We start from the raw sequence: 10,398 nt of genomic DNA on the forward strand, positions 1-10,398 counted from the left end.
CAGTCACGGGTGTCAGCCTAGTTCCCATGGCGGACAATTTCATGCGGCGCCCGGGCCTCCCGGACTCTTCCGACGCGGAGCTCTCAGTCGCTCTCGCGGACGAGCTCGAGGCCGCCGGCATCCCGGCCCACCTGCGGGGCTGGCTCTCGCAGCGCGGCGTCGGGGCGCTGGTGGTCAAGCTCGGGATCGTCTTCGAGGAGCTCACGCCCGAGCGGTCCGTGGCCACGATGCCTGTCGAAGGCAACACCCAGGTCGCGGGCATCCTCCACGGCGGCGCCTCCGCCGCGCTCGCCGAGACCCTCGGCTCGTTCTCGGCGTCCCTGCACGCGGGGCCGGGCCGGCACGCCGTCGGCGTCGACCTCAACGCGACTCACCACCGGCCGGGCGCCCGCGGCCTCGTCCGCGGCACGTGCACGGCCGTGCACCTGGGCCGGACGCTCACGACGCACGAGATCGTCATCACCGACGAGGACGGGCGCCGCCTCGCCACGGCGAGGATCACGAACCTCCTGCGCGACAATCCCAGCCAGGGTCAGGTGCGCCGGTAGGTCAGCTCGACCGTGCCGCCGCGCTCGACGAGCGCCGCGAGGGCGAAGCCGGCGGGCTCCGGGAGCGGCCTTCCGCCGAACAGCGGCACTCCCCCGCCGAGGGCGACGGGAACGATCGTCAGGACGATCCGGTCGACAAGGCCGGCAGCGAGGAACTCCCCAGCGAGCACGCCCCCGCCGACGATGTAGACGTCTTTCCCGCCCGCGGAGTGCCGCAGCTCGTCCGCGAACTCCACCACATCCCCCCGCACGAGGACGACGTCGGCGTCGTCGTCCACGCCCAGCTCGTGGTGCGTGAACACCCAGGAGGGGACGGAGTAGGGCCACGTCCCGGGGGAGTGCGAGCGGATCCACGCGTAGGTCCCGCCGCCCATGACGACGCACCCGACCGTCTTCTCGAACGCGCCGTAGGAACCGCCGACGCCCTCGACACGGCTGAACTGCTCGAGCCAGGCCAGCCCGCCGCCGTGGGCCGCGATGTAGCCGTCGAGGCTGCTGCCCACGTAGTACACGAACTCAGCCATCCGCCCACCCTAGCCCGGCGCGGCAGGGCTGCCCAGCGCTGGCGCACCGGGGTCGGCGGGCTCAGCGAGGGCGGCGGGCTCAGTGGAAGTAGGGCACGATGAGGTAGACGCCGACGACGACGGCCAGGCCGCACAGCCCGAAGCATGCCTTCGAGACGGCATTCTGGAGTGCACCCTTGGGGCGGCGGTCGGCCGCGACTGCGGCGAGCCGGACGCCGAGGCCGTAGAGGAGGACGACCGTCCCGGCGCTGAAGATGGTCGCGATGGCGACGATGGCCAGCTCGGCCCACTTGATGGTCACTTGGATCCCTTCCGGGCGAACGGGCGGCGGCGGGGGAACTCGACGGCCTCGCCGGCGTCCTGGACTTCGACGACGTTGTGGTGGCCGACCTTGTCCCGTTGGGACACGACGAACATCCAGAGCACGGCTCCGCTGCCGAGGACGGCGGTCGCGAGGACGCCGGGGGTGCCGAGCCCGGCCAGCAGCGCGGCGAGGGCGCCGACCACGGCGGCCGCCGGAAGCGTCAGGAGCCAGCCGACGCCGATGCGTCCCGCCGTGCCCCAGCGCACCGTGGTGCCGCGGCGGCCGAGGCCCGAGCCGATGACGGAGCCCGAGGCCACCTGGGTTGTCGACAGGGCGAAGCCGAGATGGGACGAGGCGAGGATCGCGGCCGCGGTGCTCGACTCGGCCGAGAAGCCCTGCGCCGGCTTGACCTCGGTCAGGCCCGTGCCGAGTGTGCGGATGATCCGCCAGCCGCCCGCGTAGGTTCCGACGGCGATCGCCACGGCGCACGCGGCGATGACCCAGAACTGGGGGCCCGACCCGGTCTCCTGGAGACCGCCGGCGATGAGCACGAGCGTGATGATTCCCATGGTCTTCTGCGCATCGTTCGTGCCGTGGGCGAGGGCGACGAGGCTCGAGGTGAAGATCTGGCCGATGCGGAACGTCGCGCGGCCCTGATGGAGCTTGGCGCCCTCGACCGTGCGGCGGGCGGTGATTCCGTAGGCGAGACGCGTGCACAGCCAGGCCGAAAAGCCGGCGATGAGCGGGGCCGCGACGGCGGGCAGGATCACCTTGGCCACGACGGTCGTGAAGTTGACCGAGTGGAAGCCGATGCCCACGACCGCCGCGCCGATGAGGCCGCCGAAGAGGGCGTGCGAGGAGCTCGACGGGAGCCCGCGCAGCCACGTGAACACGTTCCACAGCACGGCGCCCATGAGGCCCGCGAAGATCACCTCGGGGGTGATGTGGATGCCCTGCTCGCCCTCGCGGATGAGCCCGCCGGAGATGGTCTTGGCGACCTCCGTGGAGAGGAAGGCGCCCACGAGGTTGAGCACGGCCGCGAGGGCGACGGCCAGGCGGGGCGTGATGGCTCCGGTGGCGATGGGCGTCGCCATCGCGTTTGCCGTGTCGTGGAAGCCGTTCGTGAAGTCGAAGAAGAGTGCCAATACGATGACCAGCACGATCATGGCGGTGATATCCACCCGGGGGTCCCCTTCGGGGTCGTGTGACGGTTGACGTGGGGAACGGCCCATGCCCGGGGCCGCTCGCAGCCGCCCAGTTCACAGAGTGTTCACCGACTGGCCACGCAACAGTCCTTGACGGATCGGGGGGATCTGGTGTTGGCGCGGCGTGACCATCCTAGGGGGCGCGCCGCCGATCGCAGAAGTCGAGAGCACAGCGCGGGGCGCCTCGGCTCCTGCCGGGAAGCCCCCTGCGCTCTCGGCAGAGAGCCGATGCCTGCCAGGGATGTTTGGGGCAGACTGGTGGGGTGAGCGGAATCCGGTGGGTGCTGCACGTCGATCTGGACCAGTTCATCGCGGCGGTCGAGGTGCTCCGGCGGCCGGAGCTCGCGGGCAGGCCGATCATCGTCGGCGGCCGGGGCGACCCCACGGAGCGGGCAGTGGTCTCGACCGCGTCCTACGAGGCCAGGGCGTTCGGCGTGGGCTCCGGGATGCCCTTGCGCACTGCGGCCCGGAAGGTGCCCGACGCCGTCATCCTGCCCGTCGACCACGAGGCCTACCTCGCGGCGTCGGACACGGTGATGGCCACCCTGCGCGCGCAGCCCGGCGCCACCGTGCAGGTGCTGGGCTGGGACGAGGCCTTCGTCGGCGTGGAGACGGAGGATCCGGAGGCCTACGCCCGGCAGGTGCAGGCCGCCGTCCTGGAGCGGACGCGGCTGCACTGCAGCGTGGGCATCGGCGACACCCTGGTCCGGGCCAAGGTTGCTACCGGTTTCGGCAAGCCGGCCGGCGTCTTCCGCCTCACGTCCGGGAACTGGCTCGAGGTCATGGGCGGCCGGCCGACCAGGGAGCTGTGGGGCGTCGGGACCAAGGTGTCCGGCCGGCTGGCCAAGCTCGGCATCACCACCGTGGCCGAGCTCGCCGCATGCGACCCCCAGGACCTGGTCCCGGAGTTCGGCCCCAGGATGGGTCCCTGGTACGCATCGCTCGGACGCGGGGACGGCGCCAGCGTGGTGGACGATACCCCGTGGGTGGCCCGCGGGCACAGCCGGGAGACCACCTTCCAGCGCGACCTGACCGAGCCCGCCCAGGTGGACGACGCCGTCAGGGAGCTGACGGCGCACGTCCTCGAGGACGTCGTGGCCGATGGACGGCCCGTGATCGGGCTGACCCTCAAGATTCGGTACGCCCCCTTCGTCACCACGACCCACGGGAAGAAGATTCCTGAGACCTTCGACCGGGACGAAGTCCTCGCGCGGGCCCTGGACCTCGCAGCCCACATCGAACCGGGGCGCCCGATCCGGCTCCTGGGCCTGCGGGCCGAGATGGCCATGCCAGACGACGCCCGAAAGGGACACACGCCGACGCGCGGCGGCTGGTGACGCATCGCCCATCCGAGGTCCGGCCGGTATACGAGCCAGGCCACCATAGGCCGCGATAAACTGGATCGGTCATGATCGGTGCCCCGCTCCGTCGTCTGACCTGGTTCGTCATCCTGGCGACCCTCCTCACGGCCTGCGCGCCCGTGGCCAGAGTCGACGAGGCCGCCACCGATCGGCCGATCCAGACCTCCTCGGCCCCGCCGGCCGCGCGCGATGGCCTCGCCCCTCACGGGGCCCCCTCCCCCACCGCCACATCGGTTCCCACGCCGCCCCCCGTGCCGCAGGCGTTCGCCCACAACCTCTACGAAGAGGGGGACTTCGTGCCGCAGTACACCTTTGACTGGTGCGTGGCGGCGAGCATCCAGATGATGCACAACCTCACGGACGACGCGGCCGCCAGCACGTGGGCCGATCGCGCACAGCAGGGCGAGCTGTGGGAGATGGCCCGGGCACGGTCGTCCAACTCCTTCAACGGTGCCAACCCCTTGGGGTGGGCCCAGGTGCTGAACGAGATCGGGATGGGGCCGTACGCGGTCGTCAGCATCGCCGACTACGATGAAGCGCTGCAGACCGCGGCGCGCGCCATCACCGCCACGGACCGGCCGGTCGGGCTGGTCCTGTGGCGCGGTCGCCACGTAGCGGTGATGAGCGGCTTCGAGTCGCTCGGCGATCCCAACCGGTTCCCCGAGTTCTCCGTCACCGGTATCCGCGTCCAAGATCCGCTCCACCCCTACGGCAGCGCGCAGTGGGGACCGTCCCCCGCGCCCAACGCCCTGCTCACCCCCGAGCAGTTGGCGACGCAATTCGTCGTCCGCGAGCCACGCCGTTGGAGCAGCGACATACCGACCGGCTACCTGCTGGTGCTGCCGCTCGCCGAGTCCTGATCACACCTTCGCGCCCATCGCCGAGGAGGTCACCATGACGGTCACGTTCAACCACACCATCGTGTACGCAACGGACAAGCGGCGTTCGGCAGAGTTCCTGGCCAACGTTCTCGGACTGCCGGAACCCCGAGCCATGTGGTCTTTCATGACCGTGCCCCTTGACCATGGAGTGACCCTCGATTTCGCCACGGCGGGCCGGCCCATCTCCCCGCAGCACTACGCCTTCCTGGTCAGTGAAGAGGATTTCGACGGAATCTTCGCAAGGATCCAGACCCAGGGCATCCCCTATTGGGCGGACCCCGGACGGTCCCGCCCACGGCAGATCAACCACAACGACGGCGGACGCGGCGTCTACTTCGCGGATCCCGACGGACATCTCCTCGAGGCGATCACGCGTCCGTATGGAGGGGGTGCTGGATGACGCCCGGAGCACACTCCGACGAGGACTCCTCACCACCAACCGCCCGCCGGTACGAACTCGGCGTCAACCCCAGATGCTTCCGGAAATCGTTCGTCAGATGGGCATGGTCGGCGTAGCCGAGTTCGGCAGCTATCGCTGCCACATCCGTTGAAGCATCCAGACGTGCACGCTCGGCAGCGTCTTGAAGCCGTCGACGGCGGATCAGGGCTCCGGGACTGAGGCCGATGTACTTCCTGGCCAGACGTTGCACGGTCCGCGGAGAGACCGACAACCGCTCAGCGACCTCCTCTATCCGACCCAGTGACGCATCGGAATCCACCACGTCCAGCAGATGGTTCGCCAGCAAACCCTCCTCTGACACAGAGCCGCCCGCCATGGGACCCAGCCACGCCACGAAGGCGTCCACTGCCTGCATCCGGCGAGTGTCGCCGTCGCCCGCGTTCATGGCTGCTGCGACGGGACGGTGAAGTTCTTCCAGAGTCAGAGCCCTTTCCGCATCGCGCAGCGCGGCCGGGTCATCCGTGAACAGCGGCATGGACGCCGGGCGCAGCAGTGCGCCTACGGCCCAGCCGCGGCCGCTCAGGTCGCGGTACGAGGCGCGGGTTGTCGGACCGGAAAGCACCACGTTGTCGGGCTGCACCACCAGATTCGAACCCGGATATGCGATCACGTGCTGGCGAGAGGTGCGGCCGGGTTCGATGTCCCACTCGGGGATCCAGAACCACTGGACCAGGTCGGCAACAGAAGGAGGGGCCGGGAACCGGTGAAATACAGGCAGCCGGGCCGGGTACAGGATGCCCTTGAACGAACCCTCCACCGGACCTCAGACTGTCGCGAATCTTCAAGCGCCGTCACCAACCCAGCGCCTAGTGTCATGAACATGACAGATACTACAAGTACCCCGGCAAGCACGGCCGCCCACGGCGAGCACACCGTCCACGGGATCCCGAAGGGACTCACAAGCCTCACCCCGTTCCTTGCCGTGGCCAACGCCAAGGACGCCATCGCGTTCTATCAGGACGTGTTCGACGCCCGCCTCATCAGCGCTACGGAGATGGGCGGGGTTGTTGTCCATGCCGAGCTCGACTTCGGGAACGGCCACCTCCAGCTCGGCGAACCCAACGCGGAGTACCGCCTTGTTCCGGCGCCGGCGGGCGACGACGACTGCTATTCGATCGGCCTGTACTGCGCGGATGCGGATGCTCTGGTGCAGCGAGCCGAGGAGGCTGGAGCCGCCATCCGCGAACCTCTGGCAACCTTTGTCTCCGGCGACCGCTACGCGAGCATCCGCGACCCCTTCGGCGTCCGCTGGTCAGTCATGACCCGCGTCGAGGACCTTTCCGAGGAGGAAAGCAACCGACGTGTCCAGGAATGGGCCGCGCAGCAGGGCTAGCCTTTGGCAGCCCGACGCCACGACCCGAGGAATTGCTTGTGCGAACCCGGGCGCCATCGTCGTTCTTCGGCACCCCGCATGGCTGGTCCCAGGCGTCACCAGCGGTGTGCCACATCGATCACCAGCCGGGACCCGGCGCCCGGGCCGGCCAGCGTGAAGACGCGGAACGGCAGCCGTGCGCGGACGCCCAGCCCGATCTCGGTTACAAACTCGTAGGTGCCGGCGAAGGCCACCTGGCGGAAGGTCTGGAAGCCGGCCACGTTCACCGCTTCGTCCCGGTTCGCCGGGGTGTAGGTCGGGTTGTAGTCCTGGTCATGGGCCGGTGCCATGACTGTCACTTCTATGAACGCGCCGCCCCGCAGCGGAAGGGTAAAGCCCGAGCCATCCAGTGTCACGGCGCTGACATAACGCACTGTGTATTTAGGGGCCTCGCCGTTGACGTCCACCACCAGGCGGTCGAAGCAGGCGTGGCGCCCGGAGCGGATATTGGTGATCGGATCCTGGCTTGGACCCAACGCCAGCGTGGCGGTCGACTTGGCCAGCGAACCCCAGGTGATTCCGCAGAAGGGGGCCGCCGAGGCCGTGCCGGGCACGACGAGTCCCAGTCCCGCGGTCAGCGCAAGGGCCGCCAGTACGCCAGGTACTTTCGTCGTGATGAGTCGGCGCTTCGGTTGTGCGGCATTCGGCGGCGTCCGGGACGTGGTCCGGGTGGCCAGGATCTCGTTTCCGAGTCCGGAATGCTTGGGCCGCCGTCCCCACGGTGCCCGGAAGTTGATGCTCATGGTGCGTCCTGCTTACTCAAGGGATTGGGAGTGAAAAGCATTCACTGGGGGTCGATGGCCTCCGTGGCCATGCAGTGGGATGGGACCCCCGCTCCCGTTTCGCGCGGTGTGACGCGTTCAGTTTCTGCTTCCGGACGACGGCAAACAAGCGAGATTCGGAGACGATGATGAAACGGTTCCGCATCTATGTACGAGTCTGTCAGCCCTAATTTTGGACGATGAACCACGCATCGTGACTCGGGTCATCGGCACCGAGCAGATCGTGGTGGAACACGATCGTATCCACTGCGCGGGTGTCCAGGAAGGGACTGTCACAGTCTCAGAGTGAACGGAAGAAGTACATCGAAGCCATCGCCAACCCAGGAGAAGGGAAGCACCAAAAACCGCTCCCAGCCGAGGGGAAAACTCGTGCCCGAGGTGGGACTCGAACCCACACACCTTTCGGTACCGCATTTTGAGTGCGGCGCGTCTGCCAATTCCGCCACTCGGGCATGCGCAGCCCGCTGGGACACGGGCGCCTGCGGAACCACTGTACCCTCCCGACGACGCTCGCGTTGCCAAGCAGTCCCTTCCGAAGGGCGCGGACGGCGCCGCGCCGGTAGGATCGGAGGCAGAACCAACCCCCCGAACCCCTAGGAGCCCGAGTGTCCGACAAGACCGCCAAGGCTGCCCCAGCCGACGAGACGTCCCCGAGCGCCGCACCCACCCGCCGCGTGGTCGTCGCCGAGGACGAGACCCTCATCCGCCTCGACATCATCGAGATCCTGCGCGGAGAGGGCTTCGACGTCGTCGCGGAGGCGGACAACGGCGAACGCGCCGTCGAGCTGGCAGAGGAGCACAAGCCGGATCTCGTGCTCATGGACGTCAAGATGCCAGTCATGGACGGCATCACCGCGGCCGAGAAGATCGCCAAGGCCCGCATCGCGCCCGTCGTCCTCCTCACGGCCTTCAGCCAGAAGGAGCTCGTCGAGCGCGCCCGGGACGCCGGCGCCATGGCCTACGTGGTCAAGCCGTTCACACCCAACGACCTCATCCCGGCCATCGAGATCGCGCTCTCCCGGCACGAGGAGATCAAGGCCCTCGAGGCCGAGGTCAGCGACCTCCAGGAGCAGTTCGCGACGCGCAAGCTCGTCGAGCGCGCCAAGAGCCTGCTCATCACGAAGATGGGCCTCACGGAGCCCGAGGCGTTCCGCTGGATCCAGAAGACCTCGATGGACCGCCGCCTGAGCATGCGCGAGGTCGCGGAGACCATCATCAACCAGGTCACCTGACCGGGAGGCCCGGCGCGGGCCGCGCGGGGCCGGCACGCGCCGGCACCGCTGAATGCACACGGAGGGCGGCATCCCCCTGGGGATGCCGCCCTCCGTGTGCCTGGGCCAGCCAGAGCTAGATGGGCTTGGCCTTGTTCTTGTCCTTGACGGGCCACGGACCGACCTTCTCGCGCTCGGGCACGGCCGCGCCGCCGACGAGCTGGCCGGCGTCGGCGAGGTCGCCGACCTTGTGCACGCGCAGGGCGTTGGTCGACCCGGCGACGCCGGGGGGCGAGCCGGCAGCGACGACGACGAGGTCGTTCGGCTCGGCGAGGCCCGCGCGCAGGAGGTACTCGTCGACCTGGGCGATCATCTGGTCGGTGTGCTCGGCGAAGTCCACCATGCGCGGCTGGATGCCCCAGCACAGGCTCAGGATGTTCAGCGTCGAGGTGAGCGGCGTGAACGCGAAGACGGGCTTCTGCGGGCGCAGGCGGCTGAGGCGGCGGGCCGAGTCGCCCGACTGCGTGAAGGTGCAGATGTATTTCGCATCGAGCTGGTCCGCGATGGTCACGGCCGCGCGCGTGATGGCACCACCGCGCGTCTTCGGCTGCGAGCCGAGCGGCGGGACGCGCTCGAGGCCGTGCTCCTCCGTGGACTCGATGATCTTGGCCATGGTCCGCACGGTCTCGATCGGGTATGCGCCGACGCTCGTCTCTCCCGAGAGCATGACCGCGTCCGCGCCGTCGAGCACGGCGTTGGCGCAGTCCGAGGCCTCGGCGCGCGTCGGGCGGGGGTTCTCGATCATCGACTCGAGCACCTGGGTCGCGACGATGACGGGCTTGGCCCAACGCCGGGCGAGCTCGATCGCGCGCTTCTGGACGAGCGGCACCTCCTCGAGGGGCAGCTCGACGCCGAGGTCGCCGCGCGCGACCATGATCGCGTCGAACGCGTCGATGATCTCGTGCAGCTGGTCGACGGCCTGCGGCTTCTCGATCTTGGCGATGACAGGGACGCGGCGCCCCTCCTCGTCCATGATCTGGTGCACGCGCTCGACGTCGCTCGCGTCGCGCACGAACGACAGGGCGACGTAGTCGACGCCGCGCTTGAGCGCCCAGCGGAGGTCCACCTCGTCCTTGTCGCTCAGGGCGGGGACGTTGACGGCGACGCCCGGCAGGTTGATGCCCTTGTTGTTGGACACCGTGCCGGCGACGGTCACCTCGGTGACGACCTTGACGTCGTCGACCGCGGTGGCGCGGAGGCCGACCTTGCCGTCGTCGATGAGGAGGGTGTCGCCGACCTTCACGTCCTCGGTGAGGCTCTTGAGCGTCGTCGAGCAGATCTCCTTGGTGCCGGGGACGTCCTCGGTCGTGATCGTGAAGACATCGCCGACGGCAAGCTCGTGCGGGCCGTCGACGAATCGGCCCAGACGGATCTTGGGGCCCTGGAGGTCGGCCATGATGCCGACGGCCTTGCCGAGCTCGGCGGAGGCCTTCCGGACATTCTCATAGGTGCTGTCGTGCACCGAGTGGTCGCCGTGGCTCATGTTCATGCGGGCTACGTCCACGCCGGCCTCGATGACCGCAAGCGTGTTCTCGTAGCTGGAGATGGCCGGGCCGAATGTGGCGACGATCTTCGCGCGTCTCATATACCTACCCTAGGTCTCGTGTGGTGGTCTGGGGTGTCGGGGGGATGAACAGATGGGGCAAGGGGCCTTCGACGGCGATGGCGGGGGGGGGCGGGGGGGGGGCCC

Annotated in this window: 12 protein-coding genes and 1 tRNA gene; 6 read left to right on the plus strand and 7 right to left on the minus strand. The window is 69.0% G+C overall.

Going from position 1 to position 10,398, the window contains the following annotated elements:
* Nucleotides 1-26: 26 nt before the first annotated feature.
* The gene (locus BV907_RS04615; protein WP_077488553.1) at nt 27-548 is read left to right on the plus strand and encodes a hotdog fold thioesterase; all 522 of its coding nucleotides are present in this window, start codon (nt 27-29) and stop codon (nt 546-548) included.
* Here BV907_RS04615 and BV907_RS04620 read toward each other — a convergent pair.
* From BV907_RS04620 to BV907_RS04630, 3 genes are all read right to left on the minus strand, one after another.
* Entirely contained in the window at nt 533-1,072 is a 540-nt protein-coding gene (locus BV907_RS04620; protein WP_077488554.1) for a dihydrofolate reductase family protein, read from the minus strand. The genes BV907_RS04615 and BV907_RS04620 overlap by 16 nt on opposite strands.
* A gap of 79 nt (nt 1,073-1,151) precedes the next feature.
* Nucleotides 1,152-1,373 carry a hypothetical protein gene (locus BV907_RS04625; protein WP_425441602.1) on the minus strand — a complete coding sequence of 74 codons (222 nt, stop codon included), beginning with the start codon at nt 1,371-1,373 and terminating at the stop codon, nt 1,152-1,154.
* Complete coding sequence (locus tag BV907_RS04630) at nt 1,370-2,557, minus strand: inorganic phosphate transporter (RefSeq protein WP_077488555.1); 1,188 nt, start codon at nt 2,555-2,557, stop codon at nt 1,370-1,372. Before BV907_RS04630 ends, BV907_RS04625 begins: the two co-directional genes overlap by 4 nt.
* Nucleotides 2,558-2,844: 287 nt before the next feature.
* On the opposite strand from BV907_RS04630, the gene BV907_RS04635 reads away from it, so the two are divergent.
* The 3 genes from BV907_RS04635 (at nt 2,845) to BV907_RS04645 (ending at nt 5,223) form a co-directional block, all read left to right on the plus strand.
* Nucleotides 2,845-3,918, plus strand: coding sequence for a DNA polymerase IV (locus BV907_RS04635; RefSeq protein ID WP_483881407.1), 1,074 nt, complete (start codon nt 2,845-2,847; stop codon nt 3,916-3,918).
* A gap of 71 nt (nt 3,919-3,989) precedes the next feature.
* Complete coding sequence (locus tag BV907_RS04640; protein WP_077488557.1) at nt 3,990-4,802, plus strand: hypothetical protein; 813 nt, start codon at nt 3,990-3,992, stop codon at nt 4,800-4,802.
* Between the two features lie 34 nt (nt 4,803-4,836).
* Nucleotides 4,837-5,223 (plus strand): VOC family protein, encoded by a 387-nt coding sequence (locus BV907_RS04645; protein WP_077488558.1) that lies wholly within the window; start codon nt 4,837-4,839, stop codon nt 5,221-5,223.
* Here the strand turns inward: BV907_RS04645 and BV907_RS04650 are convergent.
* Nucleotides 5,192-6,040, minus strand: coding sequence for an AraC family transcriptional regulator (locus BV907_RS04650; RefSeq protein WP_077488559.1), 849 nt, complete (start codon nt 6,038-6,040; stop codon nt 5,192-5,194). The genes BV907_RS04645 and BV907_RS04650 overlap by 32 nt on opposite strands.
* A gap of 63 nt (nt 6,041-6,103) precedes the next feature.
* Between BV907_RS04650 and BV907_RS04655 the strand changes: the two genes are divergently transcribed.
* A complete protein-coding gene (locus tag BV907_RS04655) occupies nt 6,104-6,616 on the plus strand; it encodes a VOC family protein (RefSeq protein WP_077488560.1) in 513 nt (170 codons plus the stop codon).
* 95 nt (nt 6,617-6,711) lie between these two features.
* On the opposite strand, the gene BV907_RS04660 is transcribed toward BV907_RS04655, so the two are convergent.
* Both BV907_RS04660 and BV907_RS04665 read right to left on the minus strand, forming a co-directional pair.
* A complete protein-coding gene (locus BV907_RS04660) occupies nt 6,712-7,272 on the minus strand; it encodes an AMIN-like domain-containing (lipo)protein (protein WP_077488663.1) in 561 nt (186 codons plus the stop codon).
* Between the two features lie 535 nt (nt 7,273-7,807).
* Nucleotides 7,808-7,889 (minus strand) — tRNA-Leu (locus BV907_RS04665).
* Nucleotides 7,890-8,042: 153 nt separating this feature from the next.
* On the opposite strand from BV907_RS04665, the gene BV907_RS04670 reads away from it, so the two are divergent.
* Nucleotides 8,043-8,669: an ANTAR domain-containing response regulator gene (locus tag BV907_RS04670; protein WP_077488561.1), complete on the plus strand. Its 627-nt coding sequence runs from the start codon at nt 8,043-8,045 to the stop codon at nt 8,667-8,669.
* A gap of 115 nt (nt 8,670-8,784) precedes the next feature.
* Here BV907_RS04670 and pyk read toward each other — a convergent pair whose 3' ends face one another.
* Nucleotides 8,785-10,293: a pyruvate kinase gene (gene pyk, locus BV907_RS04675; RefSeq protein ID WP_077488562.1), complete on the minus strand. Its 1,509-nt coding sequence runs from the start codon at nt 10,291-10,293 to the stop codon at nt 8,785-8,787.
* Nucleotides 10,294-10,398: the final 105 nt, after the last annotated feature.

The organism is Sinomonas mesophila, from assembly GCF_001999765.1.
GTDB lineage: Bacteria > Actinomycetota > Actinomycetes > Actinomycetales > Micrococcaceae > Sinomonas > Sinomonas mesophila.

Excerpts from the sequence above, each read along its gene's own strand:
- BV907_RS04615 (WP_077488553.1), top strand. The coding sequence starts at position 27 with ATGGCGGACAATTTCATGCGGCGCCCGGGCCTCCCGGACTCTTCCGAC.
- BV907_RS04620 (WP_077488554.1), bottom strand. The coding sequence starts at position 1,072 with ATGGCTGAGTTCGTGTACTACGTGGGCAGCAGCCTCGACGGCTACATC.
- BV907_RS04640 (WP_077488557.1), top strand. The coding sequence starts at position 3,990 with ATGATCGGTGCCCCGCTCCGTCGTCTGACCTGGTTCGTCATCCTGGCG.
- BV907_RS04645 (WP_077488558.1), top strand. The coding sequence starts at position 4,837 with ATGACGGTCACGTTCAACCACACCATCGTGTACGCAACGGACAAGCGG.
- BV907_RS04655 (WP_077488560.1), top strand. The coding sequence starts at position 6,104 with ATGACAGATACTACAAGTACCCCGGCAAGCACGGCCGCCCACGGCGAG.
- pyk (WP_077488562.1), bottom strand. The coding sequence starts at position 10,293 with ATGAGACGCGCGAAGATCGTCGCCACATTCGGCCCGGCCATCTCCAGC.